The 21,239-nt window shown below is 50.0% G+C and carries 16 protein-coding genes; 8 read left to right on the forward strand and 8 right to left on the reverse strand.

From position 1 onward, the window contains the following. Nucleotides 1-272: 272 nt before the first annotated feature. Complete coding sequence (gene gltB, locus VN23_RS00260) at nt 273-4,706, forward strand: glutamate synthase large subunit (RefSeq protein WP_046350263.1); 4,434 nt, start codon at nt 273-275, stop codon at nt 4,704-4,706. A gap of 120 nt (nt 4,707-4,826) precedes the next feature. Continuing rightward, nucleotides 4,827-6,242: an FAD-dependent oxidoreductase gene (locus VN23_RS00265; protein ID WP_046350262.1), complete on the forward strand. Its 1,416-nt coding sequence runs from the start codon at nt 4,827-4,829 to the stop codon at nt 6,240-6,242. A gap of 93 nt (nt 6,243-6,335) precedes the next feature. Here the strand turns inward: VN23_RS00265 and VN23_RS00270 are convergent, their stop codons facing one another. The 3 genes from VN23_RS00270 to VN23_RS00280 form a co-directional block, all read right to left on the reverse strand. Then, on the reverse strand, nt 6,336-6,656 hold the full coding sequence (locus VN23_RS00270) for a hypothetical protein (protein ID WP_046350261.1): 321 nt from the start codon (nt 6,654-6,656) through the stop codon (nt 6,336-6,338). After that, nucleotides 6,653-8,146: a S41 family peptidase gene (locus VN23_RS00275; protein WP_046350260.1), complete on the reverse strand. Its 1,494-nt coding sequence runs from the start codon at nt 8,144-8,146 to the stop codon at nt 6,653-6,655. Before VN23_RS00275 ends, VN23_RS00270 begins: the two co-directional genes overlap by 4 nt. A gap of 168 nt (nt 8,147-8,314) precedes the next feature. Further along, nucleotides 8,315-8,737, reverse strand: coding sequence for a globin family protein (locus VN23_RS00280; protein ID WP_052746394.1), 423 nt, complete (start codon nt 8,735-8,737; stop codon nt 8,315-8,317). 222 nt (nt 8,738-8,959) lie between these two features. On the opposite strand from VN23_RS00280, the gene VN23_RS00285 reads away from it, so the two are divergent. The 5 genes from VN23_RS00285 (at nt 8,960) to corA (ending at nt 13,764) form a co-directional block, all read left to right on the forward strand. Beyond that, nucleotides 8,960-9,562 carry a MarC family protein gene (locus tag VN23_RS00285; RefSeq protein WP_046350259.1) on the forward strand — a complete coding sequence of 201 codons (603 nt, stop codon included), beginning with the start codon at nt 8,960-8,962 and terminating at the stop codon, nt 9,560-9,562. Nucleotides 9,563-9,636: 74 nt separating this feature from the next. Beyond that, nucleotides 9,637-10,293, forward strand: a complete 657-nt coding sequence (gene rpiA, locus VN23_RS00290) for a ribose-5-phosphate isomerase RpiA (protein ID WP_046350258.1) — start codon at nt 9,637-9,639, stop codon at nt 10,291-10,293. A gap of 97 nt (nt 10,294-10,390) precedes the next feature. Next, nucleotides 10,391-11,092, forward strand: a complete 702-nt coding sequence (gene phoU, locus VN23_RS00295; protein WP_046350257.1) for a phosphate signaling complex protein PhoU — start codon at nt 10,391-10,393, stop codon at nt 11,090-11,092. A 144-nt stretch (nt 11,093-11,236) separates the two neighbouring features. Continuing rightward, nucleotides 11,237-12,706, forward strand: coding sequence for an exopolyphosphatase (ppx, locus tag VN23_RS00300; RefSeq protein WP_197432988.1), 1,470 nt, complete (start codon nt 11,237-11,239; stop codon nt 12,704-12,706). Next, complete coding sequence (corA, locus tag VN23_RS00305; RefSeq protein ID WP_046350256.1) at nt 12,667-13,764, forward strand: magnesium/cobalt transporter CorA; 1,098 nt, start codon at nt 12,667-12,669, stop codon at nt 13,762-13,764. The genes ppx and corA overlap by 40 nt, the downstream gene beginning before the upstream one ends. Before the next feature lie 273 nt (nt 13,765-14,037). Here corA and VN23_RS00310 read toward each other — a convergent pair whose 3' ends face one another. From VN23_RS00310 to lgt, 5 genes are all read right to left on the reverse strand, one after another. Continuing rightward, a complete protein-coding gene (locus VN23_RS00310; RefSeq protein ID WP_046350255.1) occupies nt 14,038-14,535 on the reverse strand; it encodes a DUF456 domain-containing protein in 498 nt (165 codons plus the stop codon). Between the two features lie 104 nt (nt 14,536-14,639). Next, on the reverse strand, nt 14,640-16,205 hold the full coding sequence (phnE, locus tag VN23_RS00315) for a phosphonate ABC transporter, permease protein PhnE (protein WP_046350254.1): 1,566 nt from the start codon (nt 16,203-16,205) through the stop codon (nt 14,640-14,642). Continuing rightward, on the reverse strand, nt 16,199-16,987 hold the full coding sequence (locus VN23_RS00320) for a phosphonate ABC transporter ATP-binding protein (protein ID WP_046350253.1): 789 nt from the start codon (nt 16,985-16,987) through the stop codon (nt 16,199-16,201). Before VN23_RS00320 ends, phnE begins: the two co-directional genes overlap by 7 nt. A 244-nt stretch (nt 16,988-17,231) precedes the next feature. After that, nucleotides 17,232-18,074 (reverse strand): putative selenate ABC transporter substrate-binding protein, encoded by an 843-nt coding sequence (locus VN23_RS00325; protein ID WP_046350252.1) that lies wholly within the window; start codon nt 18,072-18,074, stop codon nt 17,232-17,234. A 144-nt stretch (nt 18,075-18,218) separates the two neighbouring features. After that, nucleotides 18,219-19,010, reverse strand: coding sequence for a prolipoprotein diacylglyceryl transferase (gene lgt, locus VN23_RS00330; RefSeq protein WP_046350251.1), 792 nt, complete (start codon nt 19,008-19,010; stop codon nt 18,219-18,221). A 293-nt stretch (nt 19,011-19,303) separates the two neighbouring features. Between lgt and ilvD the strand changes: the two genes are divergently transcribed. After that, entirely contained in the window at nt 19,304-21,163 is a 1,860-nt protein-coding gene (gene ilvD, locus VN23_RS00335; RefSeq protein ID WP_046350250.1) for a dihydroxy-acid dehydratase, read from the forward strand. The last annotated feature ends 76 nt before the right edge of the window (nt 21,164-21,239 follow it).

The raw sequence follows: 21,239 nt of genomic DNA on the forward strand, positions 1-21,239 counted from the left end.
GGGATCGCTTAATTCTAGTTTGTGATATGGCATTTACCAGTGGAGTCTGATGAAGTTAAAACGATAATATTGTTTTTCTTTCTACGGTCTTTTTGTTGTCTTTTGTAATAAGTCAGCAATATTGATAAGTAAAAACCCGCATTTATTTAATGTGTGCATATAAGGGATTTCCTGCTTGAAAACATTGCTCCCTTTTGGGTTTGGCATATAGAATCAAGGCCATTTCGCCGCAAATTGATATAAAAACTTCTGCTTCCCCTAAGGGTTTTGTGATGGATCGACAAGGCTGGTTAAAGGGCACGTTGTATAGCCCGACGTTCGAACAAGATAGCTGTGGCTTCGGCCTGATTGCTCAAATGGATGACAAGCCGTCGCATTGGCTGGTTTCTACCGCAATTAGCTCTCTTGCATGTCTAACACACCGTGGCGCTGTTGCCGCTGATGGAAAATCAGGCGATGGCTGTGGTCTGCTATTTCGAAAACCGGATGGTTTTTTGCGCGCTGTGGCCGCAGAAAATAATCTGACGGTGGCCGATGAATACGCTGTAGGGATTGTGTTTTATAGCGCAGAAGCAACATTAACAAAACTCTTCGCAGCGATGGAAGAGCAGGGCTTGTCGGTAGCGGGTGTGCGTAGCGTGCCGGTTAATGTGGATGCCTGTGGCGAGTACGCCTTACAAACACTGCCGCAAATTGGCCAATTGTTTGTGAACGCACCGGCTGGGATGACAAGCCAAGTTTTTGAAAGAAAGCTTTATCAGGCACGACGTGTGGCAGAAAAAGCCAACACTGATGATGTGGCTTTCTATATGCCAACATTAAACCCGCATGTGCTGTCTTATAAGGGCTTGGTTACGCCGGATAATTTGCCAGAATTTTATCTGGATCTGAAAGACCCACGCTTTGAGTCTTCACTGGCCGTGTATCACCAGCGCTTTTCGACCAATACCTGGCCGCAGTGGAAGCTGGCTCAGCCTTTCCGCTACCTAGCGCATAACGGCGAAATTAATACCCTGCACGGCAATCGTTTATGGGCCAAAGCCCGCGAAGCGATTATGGATAGCGAGCATCTGGATATGGACACGGTGCGTCCGATTGTTCAGACCAATGGCTCTGATTCGATGTCGATGGACAATATGCTCGAAGGCTTGCTAATGGGCGGCATGGATGTGTTCCGTGCTTTCCGCATGCTGGTGCCGCCTGCATGGCAAAACGTCGATAGCAATGATAGAGACTTACGTGCATTTTACGAATACAACTCCATGCATATGGAGCCGTGGGATGGCCCAGCCGGTATCGTTTGGACCAACGGCCGTTACGCAGGCTGTGCCTTGGATCGCAACGGCTTGCGCCCGGCGCGTTATGTGATTACCAAAGATCGTCACCTGACGATTGCTTCCGAGATTGGCGTGTGGGGCTACAAGCCCGAAGATGTAGTGAAGAAAGGTCGTGTTAAACCGGGACAGATTGTGGCTGTCGATTTAAGTAATGGTGAATTCTTAGATACCGAAACCATTGATAACCGCCTTAAAACCGCCCAGCCTTATCGCGCATGGGTGAAGAAACACGCCCAGCATTTAGAGCTGGCAGAAGATAACTCTCCGCTAGAAGCGATGAGCCGTGAGCAATTGCTGGCTTATCAGAAGCAATTTCAGCTGACTTTTGAAGAACGCGATCAAATCTTGCGCGTACTTGCTGCAGATGGCCAAGAAGCCATCGGCTCGATGGGTGACGACACGCCAATGGCGGTGTTATCTGAGAAAGTGCGCTCGCCTTATGATTATTTGCGCCAACAATTTGCGCAGGTGACCAATCCGCCGATCGATCCGATCCGCGAAGCGATCGTGATGTCGCTGAACACCTGTTTTGGGCCTGAGCGTAATCTGTTTAAAGAAACAGAATTTAACGCCAGCCGCTTAGAAGTGCGCTCGCCGGTATTGTCGTCAGATAAATTTGATTCGCTGACCACCATGCAGGACCCGGATTACAAGCCGGCTTTCTTTGATATTACGTTCGACCCAGCTCAAACCACTTTAAAAGCGGCCATCGAAGCCCTGCGCGCCAATGTGCTCGCTAGCGTTCGTGATGAAAAAACCGTGGTGGTGGTATTAAGCGATAAAAATATTCAAAAAGGCCGCTTGCCGATTCCAGCGCTGTTTGCTGTGGGTGCGGTTCACCATGAGCTGGTGAATGAAGGCTTACGTTGCCTGACGAATATTATTGTGGAAACCGCTACGACGCGCGATCCGCATCACTTTGCTTGCCTGATTGGCTATGGCGCAACCGCAGTATTCCCGTACCTCGCTTACCAAACGATTAAAGAATTGGTAGAAATCGGCCAGCTAGATTTGCCGCTCGAGAAAGCCGCCAATAATTTCCGTAAGGGGATTAATAAGGGGCTGTTGAAGATTCTCTCTAAAATGGGCATTTCAACCGTTGCTTCTTATCGCGGCTCGCAATTATTTGAAGCGGTTGGCGTGAATGAAGAAGTGGTTGATTTCTGCTTAAACGGCACGGTTTCACGGATTTCTGGCGCTAATTTTGCTGATTTCCAAGATGATCAGGGCAAGCTCAACAAGCTGGCTTTCAACACCATGCGCCCGATTGCTCAGGGCGGCTTGTTGAAATATGTGTTTGGCGAGGAATACCACGCTTACAACCCTGATGTGGTGATGCAGCTGCAAAAAGCCGTGCAAAACGGCGATTACAAGGAATACCGCAAGTACGCCGATCTGGTGAACAAGCGTCCTGTAGCTATGTTGCGCGATTTGATGGGCTTGAAGCTCGATGCTGCTAAGGCAATTTCGATTGATGAAGTCGAATCCGTTGAAGATATTCTGAAGCGTTTTGATTCCGCAGGCATGAGCCTGGGCGCACTCAGCCCAGAAGCGCACGAAGCCTTGGCTGAAGGGATGAACCGCTTAGGCGGAAGATCGAACTCGGGTGAGGGCGGTGAAGATCCGGCGCGTTATGGCACGATGAAAATGTCCAAGATCAAGCAAGTGGCCTCTGGCCGCTTCGGGGTGACGCCGCATTATCTGGTCAATGCCGAAGTCTTGCAGATCAAGGTGGCGCAAGGCGCTAAGCCAGGTGAAGGCGGCCAATTACCAGGGGATAAAGTCAGCCCGCTGATTGCTAAGCTGCGTTGCTCCAAGCCTGGGATTTCTTTGATTTCCCCGCCACCGCATCACGATATTTACTCGATTGAAGATTTGGCCCAGCTGATTTTTGACTTGAAACAGGTCAATCCGGAAGCCTTGGTCTCGGTGAAACTGGTGGCTGAACCGGGTGTGGGCACGATTGCTGCCGGTGTGGCTAAGGCTTACGCCGATCTGATTACCATTTCGGGTTACGACGGTGGTACGGGTGCATCGCCTTTGGCGTCTGTGAAATACGCCGGTACGCCGTTTGAGCTGGGCCTGACCGAAGCGCAGCAAGTCTTGCGTGCTAACGGCTTGCGTGGCCGTGTGCGCATGCAGGCTGATGGCGGTTTAAAAACCGGCCTAGACGTGGTGAAAGCCGCGATGATGGGCGCAGAAAGTTTTGGTTTCGGTACCGGGCCGATGGTAGCGCTGGGTTGTAAGTTCTTAAGAATTTGCCACTTAAACAACTGCGCAACCGGTGTAGCTACGCAAGAAATCAAGCTACGCTCCAAGTACTTTATTGGCCTGCCAGAAATGGTGGTGAATTACTTTACCTTTATTGCGCAAGAAACCCGTGAATGGATGGCGGCGCTTGGGGTTCGTCAATTATCCGATCTGATCGGCCATAGCGAAATGTTGGAGCTGGCTGCGGGCGCAACCGAAAGACAAGGTCGCCTAAAACTGGGCGTATTGCTAAGCCAAGGCACGATTCCGGAATCGCAACCGCGTTTCTGCGTGGAAGCGCGCAACCCATCTTTTGATAAGGGTGAGCTGGCCGAAGAAATGGTGAAAGACGCCATTGCTGGCATTAAGAGCCAAACGCCGCAAAAATTTGAATATGCAGTGCGTAATATTCATCGCTCCATCGGTGCGCGTTTGTCGGGTGAAATCGCCAAGGCACACGGCGCGGATGGCTTGCCTAATGAATGCCTGCATATCAAATTGCATGGCTCGGCAGGGCAATCTCTGGGCGTATGGAATGCCAAGGGCTTGACGATTGAGCTGGAAGGCGACGCCAACGATTACGTCGGCAAGGGTATGAGCGGCGGGCGCGTGGTGGTTTATCCGCCCAAAGCTTCGGAATTTGAATCGCATGCGGGCGTGATTGTGGGGAACACCTGCCTTTACGGTGCAACCGGCGGCGAGCTGTTTGCTGCTGGTACGGCGGGTGAGCGCTTTGCGGTGCGTAACTCGGGCGCAACGGCCATTGTGGAAGGCATTGGCGACCACGGTTGCGAATACATGACTGGCGGTTGTGTGATTGTGCTGGGTGAAACAGGCTATAACTTTGGGGCGGGGATGACCGGTGGTTTTGCGCTGGTTTACGATCCTAAAGAGCGTTTTGCTTACCGTATTAATAATGAGCTGGTTGATATTAATCTGATTAATGGCGAGTCTTACGGTGCAGTGCGGGCCTTCTTACGCGGAAAATTGCGTGATCACGCCAAGCTAACCGGATCGACCCGCGCCATTGATATTTTGGCCGATTTTGATGAAGCGCAGGATAACTTCTGGCTGGTGAAACCTAAGGCGGCCAAGTTGGATGATCTTTTAAAGGATTGATGAGGATAGCTTGGGCTAGCGATTGATCAGCCCAACATTTCGCCGACGATAGCGATGTTGGGCTAGCTTTAGCCCAACCTACACAATCCAACATCAAATTCAAATACCGAGGTTTAGATCATGTCAGATGTATTCCAGTTTATGAAGGTTGCGCGCAACCCGGGCGAGAAGGTTGACGCGGCTGCGCGCAAGATTGTATTTAAAGAAATTTACGCTCCACTGAATAAGCCTGATGCCGGAGAGCAAGCCGCTCGTTGCTTGGGCTGTGGTAATCCGTATTGCGAGTGGGAATGCCCCGTGCATAACTACATCCCCGATTGGCTTAAGCTCGTGGATGAGGGCCGTTTGTTTGAAGCGGCCGAGTTATCGCACAAAACCAATTCGCTGCCAGAAATCTGTGGCCGTGTCTGCCCGCAAGATCGTCTGTGCGAAGGTGCCTGTACGCTGAATCAAGGTGGCTTTGGTGCGGTATCGATCGGCTCGGTTGAAAAATACATTACTGATGAAGCATTCAAACAAGGCTGGCGTCCGGATATGTCGGGCGTGGTGAAAACCAGCAAGAAAGTTGCCGTGATTGGTGCTGGCCCTGCTGGCTTGGCGTGTGCCGATGTGCTGGTGCGTAATGGCGTGCAGCCGGTGGTGTTCGATCGCTACGAGCAAATTGGCGGCCTGCTCACCTACGGTATTCCAGAGTTCAAGCTGGAAAAATCAGTGATGCAAACCCGCCGTGAAATCATGGAAGGGATGGGCATCGAGTTCTGCCTGAATACCGAAATTGGCAAAGACATCACGATCGAAGAGCTGCTGCGTGACTACGACGCCGTGTTTATGGGTATGGGTGCTTACAAATACATGAAGGGCGGCTTTGAAGGTGAAGAGTTGCCCGGCGTAATGGAAGCGCTGCCATTTCTGATTAATAATGTCAGAAATAGCATGGATACCTTACCAGCGGGTGAAGATTACATCAGTATGGCCGGTAAGCGCGTCGTGGTTTTGGGTGGTGGCGATACGGCAATGGATTGCAATCGCACCTCGATTCGCCAGCAGGCACAATCGGTGATCTGCGCCTATCGCCGTGATGAAGTCAATATGCCAGGCTCCAAGCGTGAAGTATTAAATGCCAAGGAAGAAGGCGTTGAGTTTCTGTGGAATCGCCAGCCAGTGGGCATTATTCAAAACAGCGATGGCAGCCTTGGGCTAAAACTCGTGACCACCGAATTGGGCGCGCCGGACGCGAATGGTCGCCAAGTGGCGGTTGAAGTGGCAGGCTCTGAGCAAATCATAGAATGCGATCATGTGATCGTGGCCTTTGGTTTTCAGGCAGAAGCGGCATCCTGGTTTGAAGCTCAGGGAATTAAAGTAGACAGCCGTGGCCGTACCATTGCGCCAGAGAAGCAAGCCTTGAAACACCAAACCAGCAATCCAAAAGTGTTTGCCGGTGGCGATCAGGCGCGTGGTGCAGATTTGGTGGTACGTGCCGTATTTGAAGGCCGTCAGGCTGCAGAAGGGATGTTGGAGTTTATGGGCGTTTGGTAATGGATGCTTAATGGGTTTTGATAGATCGTAGAACGGGGAAGGCAAAGCCTTCCCCGTTTGCATTTTGGCGGGGTGAATACCCACCTTGCGCTCTTACTTTGCTTTACACGATGCCTCTTTCAACTCTCGCCTCTGCCCCGTGCTCACCCTCTCTAACCAGCAGCTTGTGCCAATCAGGCTTAGCCTGAAAATTTCTGGTTTTTCCAGGCTTAAACTTTGTAGCTTTGAGCGCTCGATGAGCAGCTGGCTGTCTTCCATCAAGGCCTTATTGGCCAGCCTTATTTCAGGTACGCCCAGCATTTTGGCAATCGTATGATGTATTTCTTCGCTCGGTTTTTGTAAAACAGCGGCAACGGGTGTTTGCGCAAAAGCTTGGCAGCCGCTTAAGAGCAGGCAGATAAGCAGACGTTTCATCGCTTGGCTTTCTCTAGCGTCATGATTTCCCGGGTGGCAGGGCGCAGTGGTTTGCTTTCGCCCAATGATTGAGCCTGCCCGTTGGCAGGGCATTGCCCTGTGCTGCGGTAGTTTAAAGCGGCGGCGATGAGCCGCTCGTCTTGATCGCCCAGTGGCAATTTAAAATCTTCGCTTACTTTGCAGGTGGGGGCAAAGCCATCGGCATAGTCGCCAAAGCCTTTATGATTTTCACCTTGAAACTGCACTGCATAATAAGTGGTGCCGCAATTGTCTTGCGGGATAAATCCATAAGGCTTACCGCAGGTTTGCCCGCCGATTAAATTGACTTTCACATCCACACCGCGCAAGCCATTAATAATCGCTTCGCTCGCTGAGCAAGTGCCGCTGCCGGCTAGGATGGTGATTTGCTTTAAGTTCAGTGTGGGTAATACTTGCGGTAAAAAGGCACTGGAAATACTCGATGTTTGATAAAAAGGCCAGGTGTTATTCGGGTCTACTGGGGTTTTATCGTTATATTTTAGTTTAAAAAACGTTTTTCCCTGAGTTTGTGCTGGCCCGGCAATCATATAGCTTAGCTCGTCGGCAATATAAAGTGCGCCGCCGCCGTTATAGCGTAAATCCAGAATCAAATCCGATACGTTATCGTTTTTTAGTTTGGTGACGGCATCAATTAATTTTTTTTCAGAAATGGCGTTATGGCTATTAAAAGTTAAATAGCCTACTTTCCCTGTGGATGTGTTAAAGCTGTTTACATTTTGTACTGGGTTTGTTTGAATATCAGCCGCGATTAATGTTTTATATAGTTTCTGTCCGTTTAAATCTTTTAATACAAAGCTGTGGCTTTGATTCGCTGCTGTTGGAAATAAACCTGAGTTCAGTGCATCTGTGTTGTTGCTATAGCTTAAAGCATAGCCATCTACGCTTTCAATTTCCATTCCCCGGCGTATACCGGCTTTTTCAGCCGGAGATCCTAGCTCGGTGTAGGCAACAATTAATTTACGAGGGAACTGGGTAGAAACAAATGCATATTCCATACCATAGCCCAGCTCAAGCCCTGATTGGCTTTGCTTATTAAATTCAGCGGTGCTCTGGCTAAAGTGATAATGATCTTTTTCTTTACCGGATGCTGTAAGTGCGGGTGTTTTGAGCGCATTAAAATAATCAACCGCAGTGCTGAAATGATCGGGATTAAGATTTTGCGGTACTTCTCTGTACCAGAGATAGGTTTCATCTATCCATGATCTTAGCCAGTTTTTCTCATTTTTTAATGCGCCTGCACGGTCGGTATATGGGAGGTTGTTATTATAAGGATCTGCACCTGTTCTTGGATTAGCACATAAATCTTTGTATGTACTAGAGGCCAGCAGAGGGTTGTTTGAGGAGAGATTTGTGTCTTCTTGCGAGCCGCCACAAGCGCTTAAGGCGCAGATTAGGCCTAGGTAACTGTATTTCAGGTGGTGTTTTAAAACGGTTGTTGGTTTGAAGCGCATGGTTTCTCTCTAAACAAGCATGGTTTTTTGAAATATTGTTTTAAGTTTTTGCCTTGATTCAAGAAAGTATTCTACATCGGCTAGTATGTAAACCATTGTCCTTACCTCAAAATATATTCTAGACGCATACCGTTTTAAATAGACTCAGGCAGGCTTGCAAGTGTTTGCTTATTCAATCACCGCACGTTGCGCTTTGATCATTTCACAGGCCAGTGTGGTGTAGGTGGCAGCCCAGGCTTTTTTTACATCATCAGTAAAGGCATCGGCCAAACCTTGTTCCAGCGTCCAGAGTAAGGCGTGGCCCACGGTGGTGTAGTGTTCTTCTTGTACTGCATACTTGGCGTGCCGTTCACCCAGTTTTTGGATGGTAGGTAGCAGCACTTCTGGCTTATTAATATTGTCCACAGCCAGCTTAATACTGCTCATCAGCATCGCGCCTTGTTTCTTTATATCGCCTTTAAAAAGCGGCCTTACTTCGGGGGCGATTTCAAACAAATGCTGATAAAACATTTCTGCTGCAGCATCGGCAATCGGCAGCACAAGGGCCAGTGTTTCTCTGACCAGTGCAATATCTTTATCAGTTAAAGCCATGATGTTTATCCACGGTAAGATTGGGTAAGGGACCGCAATGCGATGACTTGCAAGCAAGCGCGTAATTGCAGAAATTTAATCATGCTGCTTAAAGCACTATGGTCTGTCAGCTATTGTCATGCAGGGCGGGCCGACTAGTGGATTGCTGCTTGCCAGCGAGGCAAGTAAGCCACCCTGTTTTTCCCAATGTGTTTTTAATGCGGTACACGCTAGAATCAGGCTATGGAAACTTCTTCTTTTGCTTCGGCTTTTATTTTGCTGCTCCTTGTGACTGATCCACTGGGTGGCATTCCTTTATTTGTCTCCTTGTTAAAGCAAGTGCCCAAAGCCAGACGAACGCGCATGATTGTGCGTGAAGTGTCGGTGGCTTTTTGTGTACTGGTGATTTTTATGCTGTTTGGTCAGCAGTTTTTACAGCTGATGCATTTATCTGAAACATCATTGGGGATTGCGGGCGGGGTGATCTTGTTTCTGATTGCTTTGCGAATGGTTTTTCCGCACCCGGAAGGTGTCTTTGGCGATACGTCCGAGGGCGAGCCCTTTATTGTGCCTTTGGCTATTCCCCTGTTGGCAGGCCCGTCTGCATTGGCAACGGTGCTATTACTGGTATCACGTGAGCCAGCCAGGCTTTGGGAATGGGTAGGTGCATTAGCGCTAACGATGCTGGTGTGCGGTTTTACGCTGGCTTTTTCAGAAAAAATTAGTTTATTGCTTGGCGAGCGTGTAACCACGGCATTTGAGCGTTTAATGGGGCTGATATTAACGGCGATTGCGGTAGAAATGCTGCTTTCAGGAATTCGTCATTATTTGGCAACGCTGCCTTGACGCTGCACAAAAGCGCATAATTAGGGCGACTTATAATTAGATTTGATGATTTTCTACTTAAATAGGAATACACAATGAATCAAGATGAATTGAAACAAGCCGTTGGCCGTGCTGCACTTGAATATGTGCCGGACAATTGTATTGTTGGCGTGGGTACAGGTTCTACCGCTAATTATTTTATTGATGCATTAGCCACCATAAAAGGCCGTATTCAAGGTGCGGTTTCTTCATCAGAGGCGAGCGTAGCTCGTTTGAAATCACATGGCATACCGGTATTTGAGTTAAATACAGTTGATCATTTGCCCGTGTATGTTGATGGGGCGGATGAAATTAATCGCCAATTGCAAATGATTAAAGGCGGTGGTGCGGCTTTAACGCGTGAAAAAATTGTGGCAGCGGTGGCTGAGCAGTTTATTTGTATTGCCGATGAAAGCAAATTAGTGGATGTGTTGGGCAAGTTTCCTTTGCCAGTAGAAGTGATTCCAATGGCACGCTCTTATGTGGCGCGGCAATTAGTTAAATTGGGCGGCCACCCGGCTTATCGTGAAGGTGTGATCACCGATAATGGCAATATCATTTTGGATGTGCATGGGCTACAAATTAGTGAAGCAAATAAATTAGAAAGCCAGATTAATGAAATTGTGGGAGTTGTCACTAATGGCTTATTTGCTCATCGTCGTGCGGATGTACTGTTGTTAGGCACAAGCAAAGGGGTGCAAGTATTAAAATAGTACCAAAGCTGCTGGCTGTTTTTTAGATACTTGCAATAAAATAGTCATATAGATATGCTATTTTATAATAAGCTTAAACTGTAGGAGTATTTCTTTAATGGCTGAACATATTTCAAAACAATTTGATGCTGAACTAGAAGAAATTCGCTCCCAGGTGATGGGAATGGCTGGTTTGGTAGAAGAGCAAGTACGCCAATCGATGCAAGCTTTGGCATCTGGCGATATGAATATCATTAATCATGTGCTGGAAGAAGAAAACCGCGTTAATGAAATGCATGTGCTGCTTGATGATATGTGTATTCATATGATTGCGCGTCGCCAGCCAGCCGCATCTGATTTACGTATGGTGATGACGGTGATTAAAGCCGTAGAAGATTTAGAAAGAATCGGCGATAAAGCGACACGTATTTGCAAACGGGCAAAGAATATTTATGAAGCGGGTCGCTTACAAGTGCCTCGTTTTAATGAATTAAATCATATTGCTGAGCATGCATTGGATATGTTGTCTAAAGCATTAGATGCATTTGCTCGTATGGATGCGGTAACGGCAACTGATGTAAAGCGCGCCGATGAGCGTTTAGATGATGAATACCGTGCATTACAACGTCAATTAATTACTGTGATGATGGAAGATCCGCGCGCAATTACCATTACCTTAGAAATCCAATGGATTGCCAAGGCGATTGAGCGTATTGGTGATTTAGCGGTAAGCATTGCCGAGCAGGTTATTTACTTGGTAAAAGGTCAGGATGTTCGTCATAAAAACCAGGAAGAAGTCGATCGGGTAGCGCTGAGCTAAGCTGATTTCAATTCGGTTTATTGAAGTTTAAGGGCAAATACGTGCAAATCGTCTTTGCCCTTTTTAACGTGTGGGGATTTTCCTGTTTGCCAGCAAGGCGGGGGCACGTTATCGTTACGCCCATGCTCTCATCTCGGTATTTACATGCCTGATTATCCTATCATTGCCGCAGTCGATCTTGGCTCTAACAGCTTTCGCTTGCAAATCGCTCGTGTGGTTGAAGGTGCGCTGTTTCCCTTAGATTCTTTGAAAGAAACCGTAAGGCTGGGGGCAGGGCTGGATGCCTCTGGCTCGCTCACGCCTGAAGCTCAGCAACAAGCGCTGGAGGCTCTTTCCCGCTTTGGCGAGCGCTTGCGGGGCTTGCCTGTGGAATGCGTGCGTGCGGTTGCAACCAATACATTTCGGGTTGCCAAAAATGCCAGTGTTTTTCTTCCCCAAGCAGAAGCGGCTTTGGGTTTCCCCATTGAAGTGATTGCAGGGCGTGAAGAAGCGCGGCTGATTTATATTGGCGCGGCGCACAGCTTGCCTGCTACGCGTGATAAGCGTTTGGTGGTCGATATCGGCGGTGGTTCTACCGAGTTGATTACCGGTAGTCATTTCAGAATTTTCCGTACCGAAAGCGTGCCGATGGGCTGCGTGAGCTGGAGCTTACGTTTTTTCCCAGATGGAATCATTACTGCCGAGCGTTTGGCTGAGGCCGAGCTTGCTGCGCGCGGCATGTTGCTTTCACTGGTGCCCGATTTTAATCATGAGCAATGGCAGCGTGCAGTAGGCACTTCGGGCACGGCCCGCTCGATTGCCGATATTTTAGAGCTAAATGATTTTTCTGCGCTGGGCATTACCCGCGAGGGGATGGATAAGTTGCGTCAGCATATTCTGGCCGCAGGGCATGTTGATAAAGTGCAGCTTAATGGCCTGCGCTCAGATCGCCGCCCCGTCTTGCCGGGTGGCTTTGCCATTATGATGGCCGTGTTTGATATGCTGGCCGTGGAGCGCATGGGCGTGACCTTTGGCGCGCTACGTGATGGTGTTTTATACGATTTGGTTGGGCGTCAATCCGAGCATGATATCCGTCATCGCTCGGTAGAGCAGTTTCAGCGCCGCTATCATGTTGATCCTTACCAGGCAGAGCGTGTAGGGCTATTGGCGGGTAAATTATTTAACCGCATGGTGGCGGACGATACGGTAGGAGCGCATCGCCTGAATATGGCGGCTTCATTGCATGAAGTAGGCCGCTCGATTGCGCATGCCAGTTATCACAAACATTCTGCGTATATTTTATTGCATGCGGATATGCCGGGCTTTTCTAAGCGCGAACAAGCATTGCTGGCGCGCTTGGTTTTAGCACACCGTGGTGGCTTAAGTAAGCTGAATGATGAAACGATCGATTTAGTTGAATGGTCAGCGATTCTGGCACTGAGGCTGGCGACTATTTTCTGCCGCTCCCGCACAGATATTGATCTGCCCTTGCTGCGCTGTGAAGCCAATAGTAAGCAATTTTTGCTGGAATTAGACAATACTTGGCTGGAAGCTAATCCGCTGACTGCTTATGCACTGACAGAGGAGGTGCACGCGTGGCAAAACATCGGCATGAAGCTGCTCGTCGTAAGCTAAGAACGGTCCCTACCGCCACCAAAGTCGGCATGGCACCAGGTAGCCTGCATTATGTTGGCCCGCGTGTAGCAGACCCAACACTGGCTACTTTGATCGAGTACGGGCAGGGTGCGGATGATTTTCAAGAAACGCATTTTACTTCTTTGGCAGAAGGGGCTGATTACCAACCGCAGTTTCCCTTGCTTTGGCTTAATTTGCACGGCCTTGCCAATATTGATTTATTAAAGGTGGTGGGCCGCCGTTTTGGCCTGCACCCCTTGGTGCTGGAGGATATCCTCAATACCGAGCAAAGACCCAAAGTTGAAGTATTTAATGGCTATGTGTTTATTTGTGTGCGCTTGGTCAGTGTGAACGATGCGGGTGAGATCAGTAGCGAGCATGTCAGCATTGTGCTGGGGCGTAATTATGTGCTGACCTTTCAAGAGCAGCCCAGCGGCACCTTTAATCAAATCCGTGATGGGCTTAAATCAAATCAATCGCAGCTTAGGCGGTTTGGCACAGATTATCTGGTGTATACCCTGCTGGATAAATTGGTTGATCGTTACTTTGTGGTATTGGAAGCGATTAGTGACCGTTGTGAAGATTTGGACGATGCGATTTCCAGCGGCCCTCATCCATCCCAACTGCAAGAAATTCAAGCTTTGCGCCGCACCATGCAATATCTAAAACGCGGCTTATGGCCGCTGCGTGAAGTGATGAATACTTTACAGCGGGATGAAGCCGATTTCTTTCGCGATGAAACCCAGCTCTATTTGCGTGATGTATACGATCATGTGGTGCAAATGATAGAAAGTGGCGAAGCGTTGCGGGATTTAGTCAACTCTTTGCAAGATAATTACATGTCTTTGCAAGCAAATCGCATGAATATTGAAATGCGCCGCTTGAGTGTGCTGACCACCATCTTTATGCCGCTCACTTTAATTGCCGGGATTTATGGCATGAATTTTGAAGTGATGCCGGAGCTAAAATGGCAATGGGGATATTTTATGGTTTTAGGAGGAATGGCGGCGATCGGTATTGGCCTAACGCTGTATTTCAGATCAAAGCGCTGGTTTTAGTGGGGGTAAGTAAGCCCAAACCTTAAACCACGGAGGAAAGGAGGACACGGAGTTTCACGGAGAAAAACATAAATAGAACATGGCTCGAAATAAGCCTCCGAAATTGCAGACTGGATAAAATCGCCATCCCCGATAAATGTATTCAGAGATGACGACCGTGTCATTGCAGAAAGCTAATATGAAGCCAATTCTTAGTAAGGTTTTCTCCGTGAAACTCCGTGTTCTCAGTGGTCTCCGTGTTTCAAGATTTGGGTTTTATTGATGTAGGGCATACTAAACCCACCAAGCAAAGGCAAATACGGCAAACATGGATAAGCCGATCGCAATCTTGGCTACCGCTCCGACCAACATGCCAATAAAGGTGGCGATGCCTACTTTTCCAGCCTGCATTACATCTTTCTTTGCCCAGAATTCACCCACTGCTGCACCAATAAATGGCCCTAGCAACAGGCCAGCTAGGCCAGCGAAAATACCTAAAATGCCCCCGATTAAAGCGCCCCAAACCGCAGCAGGACTAGCCCCCGCTTTTTTTGCCCCTAATGCCCCAGCAATATAATCCAGCGCCATCGATAAAATCAGCAGCAAGCCCAGCACGGTTAGCCAGCCATAGCCCACCCGCACAAATTGATCCAAATATGCCGCTAGCAACATGCCGCCAAAGATAAACGGGGTAGAAGGTAAAAACGGCAGTAGCGTGCCTAAAAGCCCTGAAATCATCAAGACCCAAGCCAGCACCCACCAGCCAATATCTGCAGTTAAAAATTCGGGCATGTTTTTCCTGATGTAAGAATCTAAGTGAGTCAGAGTATGAAATGGCACGAAGGTTCTTGGTTTTTTGCTGTGAAAAATCGGGGTTCTGCCACACACGATATTACCTAGCCTAGTCTCTTCCTTAAAAACAGACTGAGCTGCTCTACTAGCCAAGACAGCCCCAGCATGGCGATGATGATGGTGACGGCTTGTTGTTGCTGGAATAAAGAAAGGGTGAAGTAAAGCTGCTGCCCTAAACCCCCTGCGCCCACCAAGCCTAAAACGGTGGCCATACGGATATTGTTTTCCCAGCGGTAGAGTGTATAGGCAATCCATTGCGCGATGACTTGCGGCATCAGGGCGTAGCAAAAGGCATTTAGACGGCTGCTGCCTGAGCAAACTAGCGCGTTAAATGGCTGGGGATCGGCGTTTTCTAGCGTTTCGGTAAACAGCCTGCCCAGCACGCCGCAAGTATGCAGCGCCAGTGCTAAGGTTCCGGCAAAGGGGCCAAGGCCTACGGCCAGCACCATGATCGCAGCCCAGAGTAAATCAGGCACACCACGCAGTAAATTCAGCCATAGCCTTGCGGCTGTTTTTGCCCCTTGTCCCCAGCGGCCAGCAGCAGGCAGGGCGAGCAAGGCTGCACCAAACAGCGCGAGTAGCGTGCCAACTGCAGAAATCGCCAGTGTTTCTAAAGCGCCCTGCGCCACCAGCGATAGGTGATCGGCGCTGAAATCGGCAGGGAAAAAATCGTAAAGATAGGCGAAGAGTTGGCTGCTGGTGCTAAAGGCCTGTTGCCAATCGCTCCATAGCCAGTAGCAGGAAAAGGCCACCATGCCAATCGCCGCCAGCAGCATTTTGCTGATGCTACTTTCGAGTGCTTTACGGGCCGCTTGGCTGATGGCCTCGGTGCAGGTAACGAGCAGTAAAAATACAATCAGCAAGCTGCCTACTTCGCCGCCATTCATCATCTTGATCGAAGTATCAAGCAATTGCCCTAGCCCACCAGCGCCGACAAAACCCATCACCGCCGAAGCACGGATCGCGCATTCCCAGCGATAAACCGAGTAGGAAAGCAGCTCGGGCAGGGCTTGCGGTAGCAGGGCGTGGGTGAAAATCTGCCAACGCGAAGCACCGCTGGCTGCGAGTGCCGCAGCGGCTTCTTTGGGCTGCGATTCTAAAATCTCTGAATACACTTTCCCAAGCATGCCGCCATAAGCCAGCCCAAGCGCCAGAACTGCTGCTGTAGAGCCTAGGCCAAAGGCGCGAACAAACAGCAGCGCCCAAACGATTTCCGGTATCCCACGCAGCAGGACTAAAGCGCTTCTTAGTAGCGGCACACCTAGCCAGCGGGCAGCGCGATTACGGCCAGCGGTGAGTAGCGGAACCGATAGCGCCTGCGTGCTGAGTAGGGCGGCGGGAAAGCCAATCAGCATCGCCAGCAGCGATCCGGTCGTGGCCACGGCCAAAGTCTGGATGGTGGCTAAACCCATCTCTTGCAAAAAATCGGCGGAATGCGCGGGCGGAAAAAAGCTGCCTAAAAAAACAAAAAGATGGCTTAGCGTACCGCTTTCCCAAAGCTTCCAAGGAGCAAAACCACTGAGCTGGAAGGCGGGTGCGAACAGCAGAATAACGATTAGCGTAATCGTTAGGCGCAAGCGTGCAGCGGGATCTTTCTCCCGAACTAGCATCGAGCGCCCCGAGGCAGGCTGGCTGCTGGCGGAGTACTTGGATCATTACTTTCCCCCGCATACAGCGTATCGAGCAGGGTGGGGCTGACTTCCGCGCTCGGTAAATCAAATTGAATCTGCCCTTGGCGGATGCCCACAATGCGCGGGAAGAATTTGAGTGCCAGATCAACTGAATGCAAGCTGGTGAGCAGTGTGGCTTGGCGAGCCTGTGCCGCAGAGGTGAGCAGGTCTATGGTTTTATCTGCTAAGACTGGGTCAAGCGCGGAAACGGGCTCGTCGGCAAGGATAAGATCAGGCGCTTGATACAGCACGCGTGCCAAGCCCACCCGCTGTAATTGCCCGCCAGAGAGGGTATCGCAAGCTACAAATAATTTATCAGCCAGCTGCACCTGTTCTAGTACCGCGCGTATCCCTGCAATATCTTGCGGATAAGCCAGCGCCAGTAAAGATTGAGCAAAGGATTGTCGCCCTAATCGCCCAGCTGCCACGGCTGTAATCACACGGCTTTTGCCAGGCAGCGGCGGTGCTTGATACGCCATGCCGATGCGGCTGCGTAATTGCTGCAGACGGCGACGATCGAGCAGCCACGGATTTTGATCTAGTAAACGCAGCTCACCGCTATTGGGCGCATGGTGCGTACCCAGCAGCCGAAGTAAAGAAGACTTACCCGCGCCAGAAGGCCCAATCAGCGCAATCTGCTCGCCCTGAGTGGCGGCAAGCGTGATGTTATTTAATACGCAAGTAGCGCCAAGCGTGAGGGAGAGCTGTTGCAGTTGGAACATGGTGTACTTATGTAAGGGAGATGGAGAGCAAAAAATCTGTAGGCACAGAGATCGGGGAGAACACAGAGCACACGGAGGAAAAGCGTCTTTGAGCTGGCTTATGTCTACCGTAGGAGCGACATAAGCTGCGAATAGTTTTGAATAAACGCTGCTTTTGCGGCTAAAGCCACTCCTACGAATAGCAACTCATGATTTCTCTGTGTTCTGCTTTTAAGCTCGGTGTGTGTCTACAGACCTTAGGTTCTTACTTAATCAAATCCACTTTCTTGGCTGATTCTTCAATCGCTTTGTAATTCTCGGCCGATGTTGGGATAAAGCGGCTGGCGCGTTGTAGATCGAGCACTTCTTTATGCGCTGGGTTTTTAGCATCCAGCTTTAAGAAGGCCGCTTTTAGCTTGGCGGCGATGCCAGCATCCAGATCAGAGCGGATCGTCCAGTTGTAATCAAAGAACGGTGGCGTGGTGTAGAACACGCGCACTTTGCTTGGATCAACTTTCTTTTGTTCGACCAATTTATCCCAAACCGAAGCATTCAACGCACCCGCGTCTACCTTGCCCGAAGCCACCCAAGCCACGGTGGCATCGTGTGTGCCGGAATAAGCAGGCAAACCTTTGAAATCCTTATCCGGATCAATGCCTTTTTGCTCAATAAAGTAGCGCGGCATTAAATGGCCGGAGGTGCTGGATGCCGAGCCAAAGGCAAAGGTCTTGCCTTTTAGATCGTTCAGGCTGTTGATGTCGCTACGGGCGGTAATAAATTTGCTGGTGAAACGCGCGTCTTCTTCGCGTTGTACTAGTGGCGTAACCTTGCCGCGTTTATTAGCTTGTACAAAAGTAAAGCCGCCCAACCAAGCCAAATCAATGCGCTTGCCAGCCAGTGCTTCCACTACGGCAGCGTAATCAGTCACCGGTACAAACTGCACTTTCATGCCTAGCTCGGCTTCCAGATATTTGCCCAGAGGGGTGAATTTGCGCTGTAGCTCAGTAGGCGATTCATCAGGAATGGCTGAGACTCTTAATACTTCCTCAGCCTGGCAAAAGCCAGCGGCGAGCAAAGAGGCCACAAGGGCGATGGAGCGTAGTTTCATGGTGGTTTCTCTATGATTAAGATGTCATTGTAGGATGGGTGGAGCCGTGTTTTGGCGATACTCATCGGAGCCGCAGCGTTGATGGGTATCGCTCTACGTGCGTAGTCTTTTTTCGCGTAGAGAACGCTCCGCCTATCCTACGAGTTAAGCATTGCGTGGTTTTTTGCTGCTCCACCAAAACAAATGTGCGCCAATCAGGATCATCGGCAGGCTGAGCAATTGTCCCATCGAAAGATGCAGGGCTAAGTAGCCAAGAAAATCATCGGGCTCGCGGGCAAATTCGGCGATAAAGCGAAATACGCCGTAACCTAATAAAAATAGCGCAGAAACTTGGCCAGTGCGGCGTGGCTTGGCAGAATAAAACCAAAGCATCATAAATAAGACGATGCCTTCTAATGCAAACTGATACAGCTGCGAAGGGTGGCGTGGCAGCCCGTCTCTTGCCTGCGGGAAAATCATCGCAAAAGGCATATCTGCCGAAGTCACTCTGCCCCACAGTTCGCCATTAATAAAGTTACCTAAGCGACCAGCGGCTAGGCCAAGCGGCACGAGTGGGGCAATAAAGTCGGTTACTTGAAAAAAGCTGCGGCCCGTTTTGCGCCCAAATACCCACATTGCCACCAATACGCCAAGGAAGCCGCCATGAAACGCCATGCCGCCTTCCCAAACTTTGAGGATATCCAGCGGGTTTGAGAAGTAAAAGTCTGGCTTATAAAACAGCACATAACCCAGCCGCCCGCCGAGAATCACCCCTAGCACGCCATAGAATAAGAGATCGTCCAGCTCTTCTGGCTTCCATAGATTGGATTGCTTGGCGCGCATACGGCCCATAAACAAAAACAGCATAAAGCCGATCAGATACATCAGCCCGTACCAGTGAATGCCTATTGGGCCAATTTGGATGGCGATCGGGTTAAATTGCGGATGAATTAGCATGCAAACCAGCCTTCCGATAAAATGGTTCGATTATACCCTAGGCTATGTTGACATTTGATTCGCAGAACGCGAAACAGTGGCTAACTAAGCCGTACTTAGCCTGAATATTTCCTTTGGGCCGCCAGCACTGCATGTTGGAGTGACAAAATTACTTTTACTACGCAGAGTCGATCAGCCGTTTTCTGACTAGCCTCCTGCTTTACCCAAGTGGTTGATGCGCTCTTTATAAATACGGCTATTCAGATATTTGAAGTCTTTTTCTTGATTGATTTACCTCGTAGCAAGGAATGATTATGCCCGTCTACCGCTCCCGCACTACCACGCATGGCCGCAATATGGCCGGTGCCCGCGCCCTGTGGCGTGCAACAGGCATGAAAGATGGTGATTTCGATAAGCCCATCATCGCCATTGCCAACTCGTTTACCCAATTTGTGCCGGGCCATGTTCACCTGCATAACTTAGGCCAGCTGGTCGCCAGAGAGATCGAAAAAGCCGGCGGCATCGCCAAAGAATTCAACACCATTGCCGTAGATGACGGCATTGCTATGGGGCATTCGGGCATGCTGTACAGCCTGCCCAGCCGTGATCTGATTGCCGATTCGGTTGAATATATGGTCAACGCGCATTGTGCCGACGCGATTGTGTGTATCTCCAATTGCGACAAAATCACTCCCGGCATGCTGATGGCTGCGCTGCGCCTGAATATTCCGGTGATTTTTGTTTCTGGCGGGCCGATGGAAGCGGGTAAGGTGGATTGGAAAGGCGGCGTACGTAAGCTAGATCTGGTTGATGCCATGGTTGAAGCCGCGGACAGCCGTGTGAGCGATGAAGAAGTCGCCGCCGTAGAGCGCTCTGCCTGCCCAACCTGTGGCTCTTGCTCTGGCATGTTTACCGCAAATTCGATGAATTGCTTAACCGAAGCTTTGGGTTTGTCCTTGCCGGGTAATGGCTCGATGTTGGCTACGCACGGCGATCGCAAGCAATTATTCTTGCAAGCGGGCCGCACCATTGTTGAAATTGCCAAGCGCTATTATGAGCAAGATGATGATTCAGTCTTGCCGCGCAGCATCGCCACCAAGGCCGCATTTGAAAACGCCATGAGCTTAGATGTGGCGATGGGCGGCTCGACCAATACCGTCTTGCACCTGCTGGCTGCCGCGTTTGAGGCTGAAGTTGATTTCACCATGCAAGATATCGATCGGGTTTCCCGTGGTGTGCCGTGCTTGGCTAAAGTCGCACCGGCTACGCAAAAATATCATATGGAAGACGTGCACCGCGCTGGTGGTGTGATGGCGCTCTTGGGCGAGCTAAACCGTGCTGGGCTGATCCATTCTGACGCCAAAACAGTGCACGCACCGACCATGGGTGAAGCGTTGGCGAAGTGGGATATTAGCGTCAACGACAAAGACAGCGAAGCGCATCGCTTCTTTAGTGCAGCACCGGGCGGGGTGGCGACCACCATCGCGTTTAGCCAGTCCATGCGCTGGCCAGAGCTGGATCTAGACCGTGAAAATGGCTGCATCCGTAGTAAAGAGCACGCATACAGTCAAGACGGTGGCCTCGCCGTGTTATCCGGCAATATCGCCCCACTAGGCTGTATTGTTAAAACTGCTGGTGTGGATGATTCCATTCTTAAATACACCGGCCGTGCCCGTGTGTTTGAATCCCAAGACGATGCGGTAGCTAGTATTCTGGCCGACCAAATCGTAGCCGGCGATATTGTGGTGATTCGCTATGAAGGTCCGAAAGGCGGCCCCGGCATGCAAGAAATGCTTTATCCAACCAGCTATTTAAAATCTAAAGGCTTGGGCAAAGCGTGCGCGCTGCTAACCGACGGGCGATTCTCTGGCGGCACTTCCGGCTTATCCATTGGCCACGTCAGCCCAGAAGCGGCCGATGGCGGCTTGATTGGTTTGGTGCATGAAGGTGACACCATAGAAATCGACATCCCCCAGCGCAGCATTCGCCTTGCCGTGGATGACGCAACGCTGGAAGAGCGCCGAGTAGAAATGGAAGCCCGTGGCAAAAACGCGTGGAAACCTGTTGATCGTCAACGCTATATCTCACCAGCACTTAGAGCCTACGCCGCCATGACCACCTCCGCCCACACTGGAGCCGTGCGTGATGTAAGCCAGGTTGAGCGTAAGGGTTAAAACCCAAGATCTGTAGACACAGAGGGCACGGAGAAAGACGAGGAGAACAAGGAGAAAACCAAACAAAACAGGGTTT

The sequence above is a fragment of the Janthinobacterium sp. B9-8 genome, from assembly GCF_000969645.2.
Classification (GTDB): Bacteria; Pseudomonadota; Gammaproteobacteria; order Burkholderiales; family Chitinibacteraceae; genus Iodobacter.

Excerpts from the sequence above, each read along its gene's own strand:
- gltB (WP_046350263.1), top strand. The coding sequence starts at position 273 with ATGGATCGACAAGGCTGGTTAAAGGGCACGTTGTATAGCCCGACGTTC.
- VN23_RS00265 (WP_046350262.1), top strand. The coding sequence starts at position 4,827 with ATGTCAGATGTATTCCAGTTTATGAAGGTTGCGCGCAACCCGGGCGAG.
- VN23_RS00270 (WP_046350261.1), bottom strand. The coding sequence starts at position 6,656 with ATGAAACGTCTGCTTATCTGCCTGCTCTTAAGCGGCTGCCAAGCTTTT.
- VN23_RS00275 (WP_046350260.1), bottom strand. The coding sequence starts at position 8,146 with ATGCGCTTCAAACCAACAACCGTTTTAAAACACCACCTGAAATACAGT.
- VN23_RS00280 (WP_052746394.1), bottom strand. The coding sequence starts at position 8,737 with ATGGCTTTAACTGATAAAGATATTGCACTGGTCAGAGAAACACTGGCC.
- VN23_RS00285 (WP_046350259.1), top strand. The coding sequence starts at position 8,960 with ATGGAAACTTCTTCTTTTGCTTCGGCTTTTATTTTGCTGCTCCTTGTG.
- rpiA (WP_046350258.1), top strand. The coding sequence starts at position 9,637 with ATGAATCAAGATGAATTGAAACAAGCCGTTGGCCGTGCTGCACTTGAA.
- phoU (WP_046350257.1), top strand. The coding sequence starts at position 10,391 with ATGGCTGAACATATTTCAAAACAATTTGATGCTGAACTAGAAGAAATT.
- ppx (WP_197432988.1), top strand. The coding sequence starts at position 11,237 with ATGCCTGATTATCCTATCATTGCCGCAGTCGATCTTGGCTCTAACAGC.
- VN23_RS00310 (WP_046350255.1), bottom strand. The coding sequence starts at position 14,535 with ATGCCCGAATTTTTAACTGCAGATATTGGCTGGTGGGTGCTGGCTTGG.
- phnE (WP_046350254.1), bottom strand. The coding sequence starts at position 16,205 with ATGCTAGTTCGGGAGAAAGATCCCGCTGCACGCTTGCGCCTAACGATT.
- VN23_RS00320 (WP_046350253.1), bottom strand. The coding sequence starts at position 16,987 with ATGTTCCAACTGCAACAGCTCTCCCTCACGCTTGGCGCTACTTGCGTA.
- VN23_RS00325 (WP_046350252.1), bottom strand. The coding sequence starts at position 18,074 with ATGAAACTACGCTCCATCGCCCTTGTGGCCTCTTTGCTCGCCGCTGGC.
- lgt (WP_046350251.1), bottom strand. The coding sequence starts at position 19,010 with ATGCTAATTCATCCGCAATTTAACCCGATCGCCATCCAAATTGGCCCA.
- ilvD (WP_046350250.1), top strand. The coding sequence starts at position 19,304 with ATGCCCGTCTACCGCTCCCGCACTACCACGCATGGCCGCAATATGGCC.